18 protein-coding genes are annotated in these 15,852 nt (G+C 61.1%); 13 read left to right on the top strand and 5 right to left on the bottom strand.

The annotated features are described in order from the left end of the window. Positions 1-65: 65 nt before the first annotated feature. Both RLCC275e_RS32615 and RLCC275e_RS32610 read right to left on the bottom strand, forming a co-directional pair. Entirely contained in the window at positions 66-1,298 is a 1,233-nt protein-coding gene (locus tag RLCC275e_RS32615; protein WP_130671293.1) for an ABC transporter substrate-binding protein, read from the bottom strand. Positions 1,299-1,356: 58 nt separating this feature from the next. Next, a complete protein-coding gene (locus RLCC275e_RS32610; protein ID WP_033184305.1) occupies positions 1,357-2,307 on the bottom strand; it encodes a sugar phosphate isomerase/epimerase family protein in 951 nt (316 codons plus the stop codon). A gap of 222 nt (positions 2,308-2,529) precedes the next feature. On the opposite strand from RLCC275e_RS32610, the gene RLCC275e_RS32605 reads away from it, so the two are divergent. Next, entirely contained in the window at positions 2,530-3,600 is a 1,071-nt protein-coding gene (locus tag RLCC275e_RS32605) for a LacI family DNA-binding transcriptional regulator (RefSeq protein ID WP_033184306.1), read from the top strand. A gap of 81 nt (positions 3,601-3,681) precedes the next feature. On the opposite strand, the gene RLCC275e_RS32600 is transcribed toward RLCC275e_RS32605, so the two are convergent. After that, positions 3,682-4,113, bottom strand: coding sequence for a type II toxin-antitoxin system VapC family toxin (locus RLCC275e_RS32600; protein ID WP_033184307.1), 432 nt, complete (start codon positions 4,111-4,113; stop codon positions 3,682-3,684). Continuing rightward, positions 4,110-4,364, bottom strand: a complete 255-nt coding sequence (locus tag RLCC275e_RS32595) for a type II toxin-antitoxin system Phd/YefM family antitoxin (protein ID WP_033184308.1) — start codon at positions 4,362-4,364, stop codon at positions 4,110-4,112. Before RLCC275e_RS32595 ends, RLCC275e_RS32600 begins: the two co-directional genes overlap by 4 nt. Positions 4,365-4,642: 278 nt before the next feature. Here RLCC275e_RS32595 and RLCC275e_RS32590 point away from each other — a divergent pair, with 278 nt between their 5' ends. The 7 genes from RLCC275e_RS32590 to RLCC275e_RS32560 all read left to right on the top strand — a co-directional run bounded on the left by RLCC275e_RS32590 (position 4,643) and on the right by RLCC275e_RS32560 (position 10,670). Further along, positions 4,643-5,086: an acetyl-CoA carboxylase biotin carboxyl carrier protein gene (locus RLCC275e_RS32590; protein ID WP_033184309.1), complete on the top strand. Its 444-nt coding sequence runs from the start codon at positions 4,643-4,645 to the stop codon at positions 5,084-5,086. Beyond that, positions 5,086-6,471, top strand: coding sequence for an acetyl-CoA carboxylase biotin carboxylase subunit (accC, locus tag RLCC275e_RS32585; RefSeq protein WP_033184310.1), 1,386 nt, complete (start codon positions 5,086-5,088; stop codon positions 6,469-6,471). Before RLCC275e_RS32590 ends, accC begins: the two co-directional genes overlap by 1 nt. Beyond that, positions 6,468-6,905 (top strand): acetyl-CoA carboxylase biotin carboxyl carrier protein, encoded by a 438-nt coding sequence (locus RLCC275e_RS32580; protein ID WP_033184311.1) that lies wholly within the window; start codon positions 6,468-6,470, stop codon positions 6,903-6,905. Before accC ends, RLCC275e_RS32580 begins: the two co-directional genes overlap by 4 nt. After that, positions 6,902-7,609, top strand: coding sequence for a 5-oxoprolinase subunit PxpB (pxpB, locus tag RLCC275e_RS32575; protein WP_033184312.1), 708 nt, complete (start codon positions 6,902-6,904; stop codon positions 7,607-7,609). The genes RLCC275e_RS32580 and pxpB overlap by 4 nt, the downstream gene beginning before the upstream one ends. Then, positions 7,606-8,601 carry a 5-oxoprolinase subunit C family protein gene (locus RLCC275e_RS32570; protein WP_033184313.1) on the top strand — a complete coding sequence of 332 codons (996 nt, stop codon included), beginning with the start codon at positions 7,606-7,608 and terminating at the stop codon, positions 8,599-8,601. The genes pxpB and RLCC275e_RS32570 overlap by 4 nt, the downstream gene beginning before the upstream one ends. 37 nt (positions 8,602-8,638) lie before the next feature. Continuing rightward, a complete protein-coding gene (locus RLCC275e_RS32565) occupies positions 8,639-9,406 on the top strand; it encodes a 5-oxoprolinase subunit PxpA (protein WP_033184314.1) in 768 nt (255 codons plus the stop codon). Positions 9,407-9,467: 61 nt separating this feature from the next. Next, positions 9,468-10,670 (top strand): pyridoxal phosphate-dependent aminotransferase, encoded by a 1,203-nt coding sequence (locus tag RLCC275e_RS32560; protein ID WP_033184342.1) that lies wholly within the window; start codon positions 9,468-9,470, stop codon positions 10,668-10,670. 94 nt (positions 10,671-10,764) lie between these two features. Here RLCC275e_RS32560 and nac read toward each other — a convergent pair whose 3' ends face one another. After that, positions 10,765-11,724: a nitrogen assimilation transcriptional regulator NAC gene (nac, locus tag RLCC275e_RS32555; RefSeq protein WP_171816992.1), complete on the bottom strand. Its 960-nt coding sequence runs from the start codon at positions 11,722-11,724 to the stop codon at positions 10,765-10,767. A 194-nt stretch (positions 11,725-11,918) separates the two neighbouring features. Between nac and RLCC275e_RS32550 the strand changes: the two genes are divergently transcribed. Genes RLCC275e_RS32550 through RLCC275e_RS32530 form a run of 5 tightly spaced genes read left to right on the top strand, consistent with a single transcriptional unit; the run spans position 11,919 to position 15,786 of the window. Continuing rightward, entirely contained in the window at positions 11,919-12,698 is a 780-nt protein-coding gene (locus tag RLCC275e_RS32550) for an SDR family oxidoreductase (protein WP_033184315.1), read from the top strand. Beyond that, positions 12,695-13,402: an amino acid ABC transporter permease gene (locus RLCC275e_RS32545; RefSeq protein ID WP_033184316.1), complete on the top strand. Its 708-nt coding sequence runs from the start codon at positions 12,695-12,697 to the stop codon at positions 13,400-13,402. The genes RLCC275e_RS32550 and RLCC275e_RS32545 overlap by 4 nt, the downstream gene beginning before the upstream one ends. Further along, a complete protein-coding gene (locus RLCC275e_RS32540; protein ID WP_033184317.1) occupies positions 13,399-14,157 on the top strand; it encodes an amino acid ABC transporter permease in 759 nt (252 codons plus the stop codon). The genes RLCC275e_RS32545 and RLCC275e_RS32540 overlap by 4 nt, the downstream gene beginning before the upstream one ends. After that, positions 14,154-14,918 (top strand): amino acid ABC transporter ATP-binding protein, encoded by a 765-nt coding sequence (locus tag RLCC275e_RS32535; protein ID WP_033184318.1) that lies wholly within the window; start codon positions 14,154-14,156, stop codon positions 14,916-14,918. The genes RLCC275e_RS32540 and RLCC275e_RS32535 overlap by 4 nt, the downstream gene beginning before the upstream one ends. Before the next feature lie 31 nt (positions 14,919-14,949). Continuing rightward, positions 14,950-15,786, top strand: a complete 837-nt coding sequence (locus tag RLCC275e_RS32530; protein ID WP_033184319.1) for an ABC transporter substrate-binding protein — start codon at positions 14,950-14,952, stop codon at positions 15,784-15,786. The last annotated feature ends 66 nt before the right edge of the window (positions 15,787-15,852 follow it).

The raw sequence follows: 15,852 nt of genomic DNA, 5'->3' as shown, positions 1-15,852 counted from the left end.
CGCCGCGCGAGGCGGCGGCTGGCAGCCGTGGCGTCGACATCAGGTCGACGCCACGGGCTACTATCCTACTCGAAGATGGCGAAGAAATTCCCGGCTGCGGAGGCCGTATCGTCCGAGCCGCCGCTCCAGTATTCGTCGACGAAGTCATCGAGCGCGCCAACCTGCTGGGGCGTCAGCACGATCGCCTGGTCCGGCACGATCGCACCGGCTGCCATCAGCTCGACACCCTTCTGGGCGCAGACGTCCAGCTTCGACTTGTCGACGTCGGCGCGCATCGGAACCGAACCCTTCTTGAGGGCGAATTCGACCTGGACGGCCGGATCCATGACGACTTCGGCGAGAAGTTTCTGTGCCTTGTCGGTCTCGGCCTTGCCGGTCTTGGGGAACCAGAGGGAGTCGGCGATATAAACCATGCCCTTCGATTCCGGCACGATCATGCAGCCATAATCCTTGCCCGGCTCCTTGCCGGCAACGGTAAATTCGCCCTTGGCCCAATCGCCCATGAACTGCACGCCGGCCTTGGCGGTGATCAGCATGGCGGTCGCGTCGTTCCAGTTGCGGCCGGCGGCACCGGCATCGACATAACCACGCAGCTTGCCGAGGATTTCGAGGGTCTTCTTCACGCCTTCGACGGATGCCGGGCTCTTGTCCTTATCGACATAGATCTTCAGGAAGCCGTCGATCCCGACCTGCGAGAGCAGGATCATGTTGAAGACCTTGGTTTGCTGCCAGGGCTGGCCACCCCAAGCGACCGGAACCATGCCGGCAGCCTTCAGCTTGTCGAGATCGGCAAAGAGCTCGTCCCAGGTCTTGGGCTCTTGCGAAATACCGGCCTTCTCGAAGGCTTCCTTGGAATAGAAGAGCCAGCTTTCACCATGGGCGCCGGTCGGCGCAAGGTAGACCTTGCCGTCATAGGTGATGAGATCATGGATCGATTTCGGCAAGGCGTCAGCCCATTTGCCGGCGGCCGCCACGTCGTCGATCGGATTGAACAGGCCCTGGCTGATGAAATCGGCGGCAGCGAGACCGATGACGCCCTGCTTGGCACCGGGCGCATCACCGGCGACGATCCGATTTTGGAAGGCGGCATCGGCCGCACCGAAGCCGGCGATCGAGGAATCCTTCCAGACGCCGCCGCGCTTTTCGAACTCGGTCTTGATGACGTTGAGGGCGGCAGCTTCGCCGCCCGACGTCCAGGACGACATGATCTCGATCGTTGGCTTGTCCTCGGCATGGGCCGAGGCGGAGAGACCGGCGAATGCCACGCCGGCAAGAAAAAGCTTCATCATGGTCTTCATTGTTCCACCTCTTGAAAATGCCCTCTTTGCGGGGCGTTCGTTGTCTTAGGGATGACTGTCAGCGATAGATCGGCAGGAGCGCCTGCCGGACGAGCGTGAGCCCGTTGGCGATGTCGCGGACGGGATCGGGCGCGGCATCGAGTTCGAGGATCGCCCAGCCTTCATAGGCCCGGTCGCGCAGCAGCCGGATCCAGGCCGGCCAGTCGACCCGTCCGAGGCCGAAGCTGCAGAAATAGGGCTGGTGGCGTTCATGGATGTGCTTGTCGATCGGCGTATCGGCGGGCATCGGGCCGATCGCATCCTTCCAGTGAGCGATGATCATGCGCTCGTGATGGCGATCGACGAGTTGGACGGGATCGGAGCCGGCAACGATGATATGGGCCGTGTCCGGGCACATATGCACATAGGCCGGATCGGTCAAAAGCATCATCAGATCGACATCGCGCGCGGCGGCAAAGATCGAGTGCGCCTCGGTGTGCAGCGCCAGCCGCACGCCCCTGGCATAGAGGGTCGCACCAAGCCGGTTCAGAAAATCGGCAATCACTTTGGCGCGGTCGAAATTGTAGAATTGCACCGGCTGGGCGCCGAGCGTCTGGCGCAGCGGCGCGCCGATCACCATGATGTCGCTGCCGCAGGCTTTCAGGAAGTCGGCATATCGTTCCGCCTTGTCGATCAGCGCGCGCTGGGCCTCGGGCTCAGCGAAATCGCCGGCCGCCTCCAGTTCCGCGAAGAAGCCACTGCACAGCGTCAGGCCGCGTCTTGCCAGTTCGGCTGCAAAGGCGTCGACGGAACCATAGGTCTTGATGGCGTCCTGCCAGTTGAAGGGAGAGAAGGTCAGCTCGACACCGGCAACGCCGGAGGCCTGGACGCTGTCGAGAATCTTGTCCCAGAAGGCACGGCGCTCGGCGCGGGCATAGACGACGATCGCCTCATGGCTGTCGACGCCCCAGAAGCCGGGATGAAAGAATGTCACGAGATCGACACCGAAGCGCAGCCTGTCAGTAGCCATAATTTGTCCATTTCTCGAGGCATGACCAACCAGCGTGCGGAAGTGCCGTTCCGCATCCAATAAATCATGGGTTTTCAAAGCATTAAGAAATGGCAATCGTTTGCCATGGCTAGATAATAGCCAAGCCGGTTTTTTAAGCAAGCGATTTTTGGCAAACGTTTGCTATAAATCGCTCCCTGCCTTAGAGTTGCAAATCGAAGCATCCGGGAGACCGAAATAAACATGAATAAAAACAAGGATGTGGTGGGAGAGGAGCCATCGGGTGCATTGATGGCCGATGTCGCGCGGCTCGCCGGCGTTGCGATATCGACAGTCAGCCGGGCGCTCGCCAATCCCGGCCGAGTCAACGAGAAGACGCGCGCCAGGATCAATGCCGCAGCCAGGCAACTGGGCTATACGCCGAACGCGATGGCGCGCGGCCTCAGGGTCGGCAAATCCAACATCATCATGATCATTCTGCCGGGATCGCTCTACTATGGTGCTTCCCAGGTCATTCCGCAGGTGCTGCAGAGTATCAATCAATCGCTGATCCAGGGCGGCTACAACCTGATGATTGCCAACCTCGATCGCGACGAGATTTCCGAACGGCATATCCTCGACCTCGCCTTCGGCGGCAGCGTACGCGGGGCCATCATCCTGTCGTCGAAGCTTCCGGAGGTCGACGGGCGCTCGCTGGCCAATTCCGGTCTGCCGATCGTGTCGATGCTGCTCGACATGAGCGATGCCGGCCTGCAGAGCGTCGTGACGAACGACCGCGAAGCCGTGCGCGACGTTACTGCCGAACTGATCCGATTGGGTCATCGGCGGTTTTTCTATCTTGCAGGGCCTGAAGGCAATTATCACGATGTCGAGCGTTACGGCGGCGTGCTCGAGGCGCTCGAGGCGGCAGGATTGTCCGAGGAGGCGGTGCATCGCTCGGGTGGTCATCTCGATTATCAGCACGGCTTCGACATTGGTGTCCAGGCGGCGGATGATTTCGCCGAGTTGACCGAGAAACCGACAGCCGTCATCGCGACCAGCGACGACATGGCCATTTCATTCGTCAGCCGTGTCCAGCGGACAGGCGTGCGCATTCCCGGTGATCTGTCCGTCGTCTCTTTCGACGGCTCCCCGGTCTGCGAATTCTGCTCGCCGCCGCTCTCGACGATCAAGCAGCCGGTGGAAGAGATGGGGCGCGCAGCGGTGGATCTTCTGCTCGACGCCATTGACCAGCGGCAGAATACGGCGGCGGTTCGCACCGTCATCCGAAGCAGCCTGATCTTGCGGGAGAGCATCGGCCCCACGAAGAGCTGACGATGACGGAAGCCGGCCGCGCATCCGTGTGGAAACGCCGACGTTGTAATGGACGCTGCGACTTGCATCCATTTAAGGCGCCTACATTGCTTGACCCTGCCAAGGATCGACAATGACGACACCGGTGCCGTCGAAATCTCTCACGTTTCGCGTGACCACGGTAAGATTGTGCACCAGTGCAGTGGCAGCAATTAGCGCATCTGCCTCGTTGCGCCGGTCGGAAATATGCAGATGCGCGCAGCGCGTTGCGATGGCATCATCGATCGGCAGTATCCGGCCGGCGAACTGCGGACGCACGTGATCATCAAGCCATGTACGCAGGCGTGAACCCTGCCGGGCATCGCGTCGTTGGACAGCAAGCACGCCCCGTTCCAATTCGAGAATGGTCATTGCAGAGAGATAAAAATCAGAAGCGTTTGCCGTTTTGATCCATGCCACGACTTCCGGATCAACCTTACCGTCACCAATCTTGCGCAGTTCGGAAATGACATTCGTATCCAGCAGATAACTCAAGACAGGTCAACTCCGCGGGTTTTGATCTCGACCCGCGACGGCATGAAATTAATTTCCGACAGGCCCGGCATGGAAAGCCCATCGACCAAGCTTTGGCTCCTACCGGAAAGACGCTGAAATTCCTCGTATGTCAGAAGGACATGGGAAGGTTTGCCGCGGTCAGTGATGATGACTGGCCCTTTTCTGGCGGCTTTCTTGGCATTGCTGACGTCGTGATTGAGTTCACGGCTGGAAAGTGTCGTAATGGTCATAGTTGGCTGCCTCATGTAGGTATTTACCTACATATAGCACTTTCGGCCAACAAACATTGTCCCTTCATTGAATCCATTGCGGGGATTCTGCCACTTCCGGCTGCCGTCGAGGGAAGGCCGCTAACGTTCGGCGATATATCGTAGTGGGTGCCGATTGCACTCCATCAAAACTTCGTCTGACCCCATCAGTCGACGCGTCGTGCTACGAAAAATCACAACACCGGGCGACTTGAAACTTCGGGTCTGCGCGGTGGAATTCTGAAATTCAGAGCACGCATATGGACCTCTCGAAGATCAAGACGCTGATCGACTTTGTCGGACGATCGAACATTGCCGAGCTGACCGTGACCGAAAAGGACGTGACGGTTCGGATTTTCCGCACGTCGCCGGGTCAGGAGGCTGCTGCCGAGCCCGCGCAAAAGGCAGGATCGACGACGAGCTTTGCCGATGATGCCGGCTACGATGCGTCGTCGAGGCTCGAGAAAACTTCCTATGCGGTGAAGGCGCCTGTCTTCGGCGTTCTGCACCGGACCCCGGCACCCGGGGAACCGCCATTCATTGCAATCGGTGACGAGGTGGAGGAGGGGCAGACGCTTTTCATCATCGAGGCGATGAAGGTCTTCAACACGATCGCTGCGCCGCGGTCAGGGCGCATTACGCACCTCACCGAAATCGACGAGGGCGAGGTCGAGACCGGCGATCTGCTGGCGGAGATTGCCTGATGCCGGAAACGCCTGAACAGTCTGCGACCGGTCGCTTCGATACCGTTTTGATCGCCAACCGCGGCGAGATCGCAGCCCGGATTCAGCGCGCCTGCCGCGAGCTCGGCCTGAAGACGGTCGCCATCTGCTCCGAGGCAGACAGGGAAGCGCCTTACGGAAAGACCGCAGACAGTTTTCTGTGCATCGGCCCGTCGACTGCCGCCAAGAGCTATCTCAATCAGGATGCCATCCTTCTGGCGGCGCGTCTTGCCGGTGCAGGCGCCATCCATCCGGGTTACGGTTTTCTGTCGGAGAACGCCGCCTTCGCCGACGCCGTCGAAAAGGCGGGGCTGATCTTCATCGGTCCGACCACGTCGTCGATTGCCACCATGGGCGACAAGATTTCGGCAAAGCGGGCGATGATGGCGGCCGGCGTGCCCTGCGTTCCCGGTCCGGACACGGCGCTGCCCGATGACCCCGCCACGATCGAGCGCATAGCGCTGGAGATCGGATATCCCGTCATCATCAAGGCAGCCGGCGGCGGCGGCGGACGCGGCATGCGCGTCGTGCCAAAGGCCGATCTGTTGCATGAAGCAATCGCGCTGACGCGAGAAGAGGCCCGCAAAGCCTTCGGCTCACCCGCGCTCTACATGGAGAAATTCTTAGAGCATCCGCGCCACATCGAGATCCAGGTCATTTGCGACGATCACGGCAATGCCGTGTGGCTCGGACACCGGGATTGCTCGATGCAGCGCCGCCATCAGAAAGTGGTGGAGGAGGCGCCGGCGCCGGGGATCGCACCCGACATCATCCAGCCGGTCGGTCTGGCTTGCGTAGAGGCCTGCCTTCAGATCGGCTACCGGGGCGTCGGAACCTTCGAATTCCTCTATGAGGATGGCGCTTTCTATTTCATCGAGATGAATACGCGACTTCAGGTCGAGCATCCCGTCACCGAGATGACGAGCGGTGTCGATATCGTCCAGGCGCAGATAAGGGCGGCTCAGGGTCACCCTCTGGATCTCACCCAGGGCGATGTGACATGCGAAGGCAATTCCTTGGAATGCCGTATCAACGCCGAGGATCCGGAAACCTTCCTGCCGTCGGCGGGTGTCGTGACCCACCTGGCTTTGCCGGCAGGACCAGGTATCCGCGTCGATACGCATATTCATACCGGCTACAAGGTCTCGCCCTATTACGATTCGCTGATCGCCAAGCTGATCGTCCATGCGCCGACGCGGGCAGAAGCGATGGCAAGAATGCGCGAAGCGCTTGCCGGCACTGAGGTTGAGGGAATTTCCACCAATATCCCCTTCCTGCGCGCCCTGTTCGAGGACGGCGCATTCGCGCGCGGCGAGACGGATATCCATTATCTCGAACAATGGCTGAAACTGCGGAGGGCGGCATGAGCGCGATCGATTTCAGCGATCCGGCGACGATTGCATTGCTCACCGAGGCGTTGACGGCCGCCGGTGTGGACGGACTTGAAATCTCCCGACCGGGCGGACAGCTTCGCATCGTCGTCGCCGGAAAAGGCGGCGCCCGGATCAGCTCGACCGAAGCGACTCCCGGGGCTCCCGGTTTGGCTCCCGGCTCCGCATCCGCCGTCGTAAAGGCGCCGATGGCCGGCCGCTTCTGCGTCGAACACCCGGCCGCTTTCGCCACGCCGCAAAAACTGCCGCGCTCCGTATCCGATGCGGATATCGTCGGCTTCGTCGGGGTAGGGCATATCCTGCTTCCTCTTCGCGCCGGCCGTTCCGGTATTTTGACCAGGCTGCTCGCCGAGCCTGGTGCGCTGGTCGGCTTCGGTGATCCTCTGTTCGAAATCGAGCTCCAGTCATGATCGTCACGACGAACAGACATGCATCGCAACGCGAGATTGTTCCAGCCACCCAAAGCCTGGCGCGGGTTTCCTCGATCGGCGCCAGATCCTTCCTTCTCGAGGCGCCAGGCGACTTCGATCTCGTCGCGCAGCGGCGGATCTGGGCTCTGTCCCAGAGCGTGAAAGGCTGGCCGGACCTTGAGGAAAACATTCCGGGCATGACCAATCTGCTGGTGATCTTCAAGGAGACGCCCGAGGATCCCGATGCGATGGTCGCTCGGCTGCTGGAGGCATGGGAGAATGCCCGCAGCATCGATCTCAAGGGCAAGACCATCGAGATCCCCGTCCATTATGGCGGCGAACATGCGACGGATCTTCCAGCCCTTTGCGATCTCTCGGGCTTGAGCGACCGCGAGGTCGTCCGCATCCATCATGAAGCGACCTACCGCGTCTTCGCCTTGGGCAGTGCTCCCGGTTTCGGTTATCTGCACGGTCTCGATCCGCGCATCTACATGCCGCGAAAGACCGTACCTTCGCTGAAGATGCCGAAGGGCTGCGTGACCATCGGCGGCATGCAGACCGGCGTCGCCATGCTCACAGGTCCGAATGGCTGGAATTCCATCGGCTTCGCGACACTTGAGATGTTCGACCCCACGTCGCCGACCCCCGCCACGATGGCGCCGGGAGATACGGTGCGGTTCCTGCCGGCAGGGATTGAGCTATGATCGAGATCATCGAAAGCGGCCCGTTCAACACAGTGCAGGATCTTGGCCGCCCCGGCTATCGCGACATCGGCGTATCGGCGAGCGGCGCGATGGATCCGCTTGCGGTCCGGATCGGCAACATTCTCGTCGGCAATGACGAAAGTGCGGCCGCGATAGAGGTGCAGACCTTCCCGTTCAGTCTGCGTTTCGAGCGGCGCGTGGTCTTTGCCGTGACCGGTGCAGACGGCAATCCTCATCTCAACGGATCGGAACTGCTTTCCTGGTGCGCCTACCTCGCGGAGCCCGGACAGGTTCTCGAGCTGAAGCAGCCTCCGCGGCTGGCGCGCTCCTATATTTCGCTCGGAGGCGGGCTGGATATCCCCGTTGTCATGGGTTCGCAAAGCACGTCGCTCCGCGGCGGTTTCGGGGGCAATGCCGGCCGACCTTTGGCGAAGGGCGATCGGATCGCGGTCGGCGAGGACGCAGAGATCGCCATGCTGCCGGCCTCTGGGATCGCCGTCGTCGAACCGGCCGTGGCGCTACGCGATGTCTTCCCGGCTGCTGTCGACGGCACGCTGCCGATCCGCGCGCTGCCGGCCGGCGAGCACGATCTTTTTGCCGGCGATGGCGAGGCCTTCTGGAGCCAGACCTGGAGGATTTCCTCCCGAAGCGACCGGACGGGCTACCGCCTGTCCGGCGAGCCCATCACGCCGACGGCGTCCATCGAGATGCGCTCCCACGGTGTCGTGCCCGGCGTGATCCAGGTTCCGCCCGGCGGCGAACCGATCGTGCAGATGAGCGATGCCAACACCGCCGGCGGATATCCGAAGATCGCCGGCGTGATCGAATGCGATCTCTGGCGGCTCGGCCAAGCCCGGATCGGCGCCCGCCTGACGTTCGTTCGCTCGACGCATGCGGAGGCGCGCATGGTGGAACAGGCTGTCGCCGGCTATGTCGAGGACGTCAGGCAGACATCCCGAATGGTCAAGCGCGCCTTGAAGGCGATGGCCTAATGCATGTCGTCCAAAAGGCCGTCAAAAGGAGGAACTGATGAAGATCGATCTGAATTCCGACATGGGCGAAGGATTCGGTCCCTACCGGCTGTGCGACGACGAAGCGATGATGAAACTTGTCTCGTCGGCCAACATCGCCTGCGGTTTCCATGGCGGCGACCCGGATACGATGGGACGCATGGTCCGGCTTGCGAAGCTGAACGGCGTCGGCATCGGCGCGCATCCCGGTTTGCCTGATCGGCCGGGTTTCGGTCGGCGCGAAATACCGTTTCCGGCAGACGAGCTTCGCCAGCAGATGCTCTATCAGCTCGGCGCACTGATGGCGATCGCCAAAGCCGAGGGTGTCACTGTCTCCCATATCAGCTTCCACGCGGCCATGGGCAATATGGTCAACCGCGATCCTGTGCTGGCCGACCTGATGATGGATGCGATCGCCACGGTCGATGCTGGTCTCGTCGTCTTCGTGACCCATGGCAGCGAGATTCAGCAGGCGGCCAGACGCGCGCGTTTGAAGACGCTGGCGCTTTTCCTTGCGGACCGGGCCTATGACGGCGGCGGAAAACTCGTCGCGCGCGGGCTCGCTGGCGCCGTCATCAAGGACGAAGCCGCGGTGCGTGCGCGTGTGCGACAATTCCTGCTCGAAGGAACCGTCGAGACAATCGACGGAGCGGTGATCGCGATGCCGGCCCGCTCCATTCTCGTCCACAGCGACACGCCCGGCGCCCTCGAGCTTGCCGGCATCGTGCGCGGCGAGATCGAAGCCACGGGTGCTGCGCTAGCGCCTGCGGCCGAACTCGCCGACTGACGCAATCCCGATCGCCCGCGGGCGGTTTCCCGTTCCCATCTCTCATCGAAGGACCATGTCGATGTCCGTCATCGCTGACCGCCTGAAAAACGTCTCCATCTCCGCATCCGCCGCCATGACCCAGCGCGCCAGGGAACTGGCCGCCAGAGGCATCAAAGTCGTCAGCCTCTCGTCCGGCGAGCCGGATTTCGCCACTCCGGCGCACGCGATCGAGGCGGCTCATGCGGCAGCACTTGCCGGCGATACGAAATATCCTCCGATGGACGGCACACCGGCGCTGAAGTCCGCCATCATCAGGAAGTTCAAACGGGACAACAATCTCGACTACGATGCCAGCCAGATCGTCGTCTCGGGCGGCGGCAAGCAGGTGATCTTCAATGCCATGCTGGCAACCTGCAATCCGGGCGACGAGGTTGTCATTCCGACACCCTCCTGGGTCAGCTATGCCGATATCGTCAAATTCGCCGGTGGCGTCCCGGTCGCCGTCCCCTGCCACGAGCAGGCTGGCTTCAAGCTGCGTCCGGAAGATCTGGAGGCAGCGATCACGCCGTGCACCAAATGGCTCTTCCTGAATTTCCCGAACAATCCGACCGGCGCCGCCTGCTCCCGGGCGGAGATGGCTGCCATCGCCGAGGTCATGCTGCGACATCCCAATGTCTGGATCATGACCGACGATATCTATGAACACCTGGTCTATGACGACTTCCAGTTCTGCACGATCGCCGAAGTCGAGCCCAGGCTCTATGATCGCGTCCTGACGATGAACGGCGTCTCCAAGGCTTACGCGATGACAGGCTGGCGGCTCGGCTTTTGCGCCGGGCCGAAAGAGCTGATCTCCGTCGTCAGCAACGTCAACGGGCAGAATGGCGGCGGCATCGCGACGCTGACCCAGGCTGCGGCGACCGCTGCGCTGGACGGGCCTCAGGATCTCTTGAAGGAGCGTGCGGCGATCTACAAGGAAAGACGCGACTTCGTCCTCGACAGATTGTCGGAAGTGGCCGGGCTGCGCTGCCATAAGCCTGAAGGCGCCTTCTACATCTATCCCAACATTTCCGGGCTGATCGGCAAGACCAGCAAGGGCGGACGAAAGATCGAGACCGATGTCGATTTCGTCACGGCGCTGGTGGAAGAGCATCATGTCGCGACCGTGCAAGGGGCGGCTTACGGAATGAGCCCCTTTTTCCGTATTTCCTACGCGACCAGCATGGAGAAACTCGGCGAAGGCTGCGCGCGCATAGCTCAATTCTGCAGGGATATGCGCTGATCGGCGACGCGCTTTAGATCTGAATTCAGATCTAAAGCAAAGAAATGGAGCATGATGTCGTCCGAAAACCACTCACACTTTTCGGCATCATGCTCTAGCTTTTCAACCGCGCCGTCAGCTCGAGAAGGATGTCCCGGACGGCAAGGGCCGGTTCCGACAGCGGATTCTGGTCGGAAACGCACAGCGACAGGGTTTCTTCGATCCGCGGCGAGACGAGCCGGCAGATCAGCGGCTCGCTCGACTCCGATACGATGCGGTCGGCGATGGCTTTCGGCATGATCGTCGCGCCGAGACCGTTGCCCACCGCGCGAGCGAGGGTACGGACGATCTCGACTTCCGCCACAACTTTCAAATTCGTGCGGGTGCGCGTGAAGGCGGTATCAACCGCGCGGCGGACGAAATTATAGGCCGGCGGCAACAGCAGCGGCATGCCGTCGAGAGTATTGACCGAAACGGGTTTCGCATCCGCCTCGATCGCAAAGTCCCGATGGGCGACAAGGAAAAACTCTTCGCTCAGGATCGGCTCGAACCGGACACCCTTGATCGGTCCGGTTCCATGGAGAAGCGCCATCTCCAGCCGGCCGTTCATGATCATCTGGCTATAGGTCTGGCCGACGCTTTCCGTCAGGTGCAGCAGAATACCGGGATGCCGCTTCCGGGTCTCCGCCAGGAGGTCGACCGACAACGTGGCGGCACTGCTGAACGGCACGAGACCGACTGACACACGGCCGGCAAGCGAATTACCAGCTGCCGAGGCATCCGCTTGCGCCTGCTCCATCTGCCGAAGGATAATCTGCGCATGGCGGTACACCGCATGTCCCGCATCGGTCATGCTGACGCCCTGCTGGCTGCGGATCAGCAGCTTGTGGCCGAAATGCTCCTCCAGTGCCGCAAGTTGCTGGCTGAGGGCCGGCTGGGCGATATGCAAAAGGTCCGCCGCTCGCGTGATGCTGCCGCTGTCGACGATCACGATGAAAGATTTGAGGCGTCTGATGTCCATGAGGATCGGGGTACCGTTCTGATCTGCGCGGCTTACATGTTTGCAGACACGCATTGCTTTTGCAACGCGACGCCGTCGCTGCTTTCCTCAGGCCCGGACGCAGCAAGCTGATGCCCGGCATCAGCTCTTTCTCTTCTTCAGCAGCCTGCGCGGGCTCCATAACCGTTGCTTATTGCTCCAGAGATAATCGGTCTTAGGCAAGGGGTTTAAGCTTCGCTACTGTCTCGATCAACAACAAGGGAACGACAATGCCATTCTCCGACTACAAGACCGCACTGGTGACCGGCGCATCCTCCGGTATCGGCGCAGCCGTGGTTGAGCGGCTCCGCCGGGAGAACATCGAGGTCCATGCCGTTGCCCGCAGTGCCGAAGCGTTGCAGCAGCTGGCCGCGCGGACGGGCTGCATCGCCCACGTCATCGATGTGACCGACCGTCAGGCCATGGCCGAGCTCACCCGTCGGGTGGAGTTCGATATTCTCGTCAACAATGCCGGTGTCGACCGGCCGAAGAAATTCCTGGAAGCCGACGAGGGCGATATCGATCTCATCGTCGACGTCAATCTCCGGGCGGTTCTGCACATCTGCCGGCTGGTCGTGCCCGGCATGGTGGCGCGCGACCGCGGACATGTCATCAACATCTCGTCGATTGCCGGCGCCTACAATTTCGGCGGCAACTCATCCTATCACGCCACCAAGGCAGGGGTGAGCATGCTGTCCAATCAGCTGCGTATCGACGCTTTCGGCAAGCGGGTACGGGTCACGGAAATCTGCCCCGGCCGGGTCGCCACTGACATTTTCAATCACGTCCACGGCGATGACCCCAGCATCCGCGAAAGGTTCATCGACGGCTTCGAACTGCCGCAGGCGGCCGATATCGCCGACGCGATTGCCTTCGCCATAGCAGCCCCCGTCGCCGTCAATATCGGACATATGGAGATCACCCCGACGCTGCAGGTCATGGGCGGCCTGCAGACAGCAAAGCCCCAGCCTGTGGCGAAGACGGATCAATCCGGGGAGCCAAGCCCGTGAGCGATTTCGACCTTTCGGCAATCCTGGGAAATCCGGAATATACCGCCATGCTGCTGCATGGCATCGAGATGACCTTCATCATCTATGCCTGCTCCTGGTCGATGGCGATGGCGCTGGCACTTCTGCTGCTGGCGTTGCGTTTGTCGCCCTTTCGCTTCGGCGATCCGTTAGTTGCCGCTTACGTCTCCTACCACCGGAACGTCCCCACCCTGGTTCAGCTGATGCTGTGGTACTTCGGGATTTTCACCCTGATGCCGAGCGGGGTAGCCGAATGGCTGGCCGTCCATAATGCCGAGGCCATCTTCGCGGTGATCGGGCTCGGGCTCTGCCAGGCGGCCTATTTCAGCGAAGATCTTCGGTCAGGCGTGCGCTCGGTCAGTCCCGGCCAAATGCAGGCAGCCCGCGCACTTGGCCACGGTTATGTCTCGGCGATGCGTTTCGTCATCATGCCGCAGGGCGTGCGCAACGCGCTGCCGCCGCTCATCAATCACAGCGTTTCCCTGTTCAAGAACAGCAGTCTCGCCGTCGTCATCGGAGCCTCGGAACTGACGCATGCCGTCAAGGAAATCGAGAACCTCAGCTTCCGGACCTTCGAGGCCTACCTGATCGGCACGGTTCTCTACCTTTTCTTCTCGCTCGTGATCATGAGCATCGGCGCCTATCTGTCGATGCGCACGGATCCTGCCAGGAGTGCGCGGGCATGATCCACGATATGATCGTCATCGTCCAAGACTACTGGCTGCTGCTGCTGATCGGCCAATATCCGAACGGGCCGCTTGGCGGGCTCGCCAACACGCTGATCCTTTCTGCACTCAGCATTGCTTTCGCCTTTCCGGTCAGCATCCTCTTCGCACTGGCGCGGCTCTCCAGGTCGCCGCTGCTGCGCTGGCCGGTCACGGCGCTCGTCTATTTCACCAGGGGCGTGCCGCTCTTGATGCTCATCCTGTGGAGCTATTTCCTCGTTCCGCTGCTGACCGGCGCCGATGTGCCGAGCTTCGTGACGATGCTGACGACACTCGTGGTCTATCAGAGCGCGTTCCTGAGCGAAGTCGTCCGTGCCGGCATCGTCGCGCTCGGACCGGGCCAGATGGATGCGGGGCGTGCGCTTGGTCACGGTTATTTAGGTGCCATGCGCTTCATCATCCTGCCGCAGGCGCTCTACAACATGATCCCGAGCATCATCTCCACCTTCGTGTCGACGATCAAGGACACGACGCTCGGCTACGTGATCAACGTGCCGGACCTGACCTTTGCCGCAAGCCAGGTCAACAACCAGCTCCTGACGCAGCCTTTCCAGGTCTTCCTCATTCTGGCGATCGTCTACTTCGCCATCTGCTGGACGCTCACCTACTTCGCAAATCGCCTCGAGCGGAGCATCACGCGGCGACGTGCGGGACTTTCCAACCTTCCCTCTGCCGCCTTGGTCGCGCCATCGAAAATCATATCGGAGCAGCTATGACCATGTCAGTATCAGCACAGGAATTGCAGACGATCCGGCTTTCGCAGGTCTGCAAGAGCTACGGCGACTACCCGGTCCTGAAGGACATCGATGCGCAGGTCTCGCGCGGCGAGGTCGTGGTCATCTGCGGACCGTCCGGTTCGGGAAAATCGACGCTGATCCGCACGATCAATCGCCTTGAGGAGATCAACAGCGGATCGATCACGCTTGACGGGCATAACATTCACGCCGCCATGCGGGCAAAGCAACTCAATGCGCTGCGCAGCCGGATCGGCTTCGTATTCCAGAACTTCAACCTGTTTCCGCACCTTTCCGTGGTCGAAAACGTGTCGATGTCGCCGATCCGGGTGAAAGGCGTGGCGCCGGATGTCGCAGAGGACAAGGCCCTCAAGCTTCTCGATCGGGTCGGCCTTGCCGACAAGGCGCGGGCCTATCCCGGTCAACTCTCGGGTGGCCAGCAGCAGCGGGTGGCAATCGCCCGCGCCCTCGCCATGGAACCGCCGGTGATGCTGTTCGACGAGCCCACCAGCGCGCTCGATCCTGAAATGGTCGGCGAAGTGCTGGCCGTCATGAAGAGCCTGGCGTCGGAAGGCATGACCATGCTCTGCGTCACCCATGAAATGGGTTTCGCGCGCGACGTAGCCGATCGGGTCTGGTTCATCGATGCCGGCCAGATCCTCGAAATGGCAACCCCCGAGGAATTCTTCAACAATCCACGTCATCCCCGGGCGCAGCGTTTCCTCGCTGATCTCAGGCATTGATACCAACCACCAAAAACAAAGGAGAACAGCAATGAACTGGAAATGCCTAACCCTCACCGCCGCATTTGCCGGCATGGCGGCCGCTTTGCCCGCACAAGCCGATCAGCTCGACAACATCATCTCGGCAAAAACCCTGCGCTGCGCGACTTTCGCCGACGTTCCTCCCTTCGCTTCGCCCGATCCGAAGACCCGCGAAATGGCCGGTTTCGACGTCGATCTCTGCGGCGCCATCGCCAAGGAATTGGGCGTCAAGGCTGAAATCAAGCCAGTTTCGGTCGAGGCGCGCGTGCCCGAGGTCAAGCTCGGCCGCGTCGACATCACCGTTGCCAACCTTGCCTATACTCTGAGCCGCGCCGAGCAGATCCAGTTCAGCGATCCCTATTATCTCGCCAAGGAAATGCTGATCGTGCCGGCGGACGATGCCGGCAAGAAGAAGGCCGATTATGCGGGCCAGCGTATCGCTTCGACCAAAGGTTCGACCTCCGAGATGTCGATCAAGCTCAACAAATCCGACCCACTGACCTTCCAGGATACCGCCTCGGCCTATCTCGCCGTCCAGCAGGGCAAGGCGCGCGGCATGGTGGCCAACACCATGACGACGACCAAGTTCGTCAATGAATCGAAGAGCAAGGGCAAGGAAATGCGGATGATCGAGGAGCCGATGCTGTACCAGCCGATCGGCATCGGCATGGCCAAGGATCAGCCGGCGCTGACCGCCAAGATCAACGAGATCCTTCGCAAGCTCGACACATCGGGCGAGATCAACAAGATCTGGGACAAGTGGCTCGGCCCGGATACCGAATACAAGATGACGCGCACCGACAAGGTCGTATCGCTCTCGGAGCTGAAGTTCGACCCGATCCCGTAAGCCGACCGGCTTCGGCGTCATCCACTGACAACGTCCAAACAAATTGAGACGGCGGGACATGCCCGC

The organism is Rhizobium brockwellii (assembly GCF_000769405.2).
In the GTDB taxonomy this organism is placed as follows: Bacteria; Pseudomonadota; Alphaproteobacteria; order Rhizobiales; family Rhizobiaceae; genus Rhizobium; species Rhizobium brockwellii.
This window is presented reverse-complemented; position numbering and strand designations above follow the sequence as displayed.

Bases quoted from the DNA above. Each gene is read 5' to 3' on its own strand.
- RLCC275e_RS32615 (WP_130671293.1), bottom strand. From the start codon at position 1,298: ATGAAGACCATGATGAAGCTTTTTCTTGCCGGCGTGGCATTCGCCGGT.
- RLCC275e_RS32610 (WP_033184305.1), bottom strand. From the start codon at position 2,307: ATGGCTACTGACAGGCTGCGCTTCGGTGTCGATCTCGTGACATTCTTT.
- RLCC275e_RS32605 (WP_033184306.1), top strand. From the start codon at position 2,530: ATGAATAAAAACAAGGATGTGGTGGGAGAGGAGCCATCGGGTGCATTG.
- RLCC275e_RS32595 (WP_033184308.1), bottom strand. From the start codon at position 4,364: ATGACCATTACGACACTTTCCAGCCGTGAACTCAATCACGACGTCAGC.
- RLCC275e_RS32590 (WP_033184309.1), top strand. From the start codon at position 4,643: ATGGACCTCTCGAAGATCAAGACGCTGATCGACTTTGTCGGACGATCG.
- accC (WP_033184310.1), top strand. From the start codon at position 5,086: ATGCCGGAAACGCCTGAACAGTCTGCGACCGGTCGCTTCGATACCGTT.
- RLCC275e_RS32580 (WP_033184311.1), top strand. From the start codon at position 6,468: ATGAGCGCGATCGATTTCAGCGATCCGGCGACGATTGCATTGCTCACC.
- pxpB (WP_033184312.1), top strand. From the start codon at position 6,902: ATGATCGTCACGACGAACAGACATGCATCGCAACGCGAGATTGTTCCA.
- RLCC275e_RS32570 (WP_033184313.1), top strand. From the start codon at position 7,606: ATGATCGAGATCATCGAAAGCGGCCCGTTCAACACAGTGCAGGATCTT.
- RLCC275e_RS32565 (WP_033184314.1), top strand. From the start codon at position 8,639: ATGAAGATCGATCTGAATTCCGACATGGGCGAAGGATTCGGTCCCTAC.
- RLCC275e_RS32560 (WP_033184342.1), top strand. From the start codon at position 9,468: ATGTCCGTCATCGCTGACCGCCTGAAAAACGTCTCCATCTCCGCATCC.
- nac (WP_171816992.1), bottom strand. From the start codon at position 11,724: ATGCGTGTCTGCAAACATGTAAGCCGCGCAGATCAGAACGGTACCCCG.
- RLCC275e_RS32550 (WP_033184315.1), top strand. From the start codon at position 11,919: ATGCCATTCTCCGACTACAAGACCGCACTGGTGACCGGCGCATCCTCC.
- RLCC275e_RS32540 (WP_033184317.1), top strand. From the start codon at position 13,399: ATGATCCACGATATGATCGTCATCGTCCAAGACTACTGGCTGCTGCTG.
- RLCC275e_RS32535 (WP_033184318.1), top strand. From the start codon at position 14,154: ATGACCATGTCAGTATCAGCACAGGAATTGCAGACGATCCGGCTTTCG.
- RLCC275e_RS32530 (WP_033184319.1), top strand. From the start codon at position 14,950: ATGAACTGGAAATGCCTAACCCTCACCGCCGCATTTGCCGGCATGGCG.